Annotated in this window: 1 protein-coding gene; it reads left to right on the forward strand. The window is 27.4% G+C overall.

Features of this window, described 5'->3' with window-relative positions:
* Window positions 1-65: 65 nt before the first annotated feature.
* A partial coding sequence (locus SB717_RS39700; protein ID WP_410908847.1) for a DUF2278 family protein occupies window positions 66-234 on the forward strand: 169 nt, incomplete at its 3' end.

Genomic DNA, 234 nt, shown 5'->3' on the forward strand with positions numbered 1-234 from the left:
GAATAAAAAATAAAATACAGATAATACTATATTCTGTTTAAATAAATTTATAGGAGCTGATAGTAATGCCGGTTAAAAATTATGGGGTTTTAAAAGGTCAAGTAGTAGGATATACCCCTCCTGACGATAAGGATAGCACACCTCATTTTACAGTTAATATCTCAGATAATAATAATCATGAATACGAAATTATTATTAATGTCAAATCAAAAAAAAGTCCATCTGAGTTATTGT

Source organism: Priestia sp. SIMBA_032, assembly GCF_046535215.1.
GTDB classification, from domain to species: Bacteria; Bacillota; Bacilli; order Bacillales; family Bacillaceae_H; genus Priestia; species Priestia aryabhattai.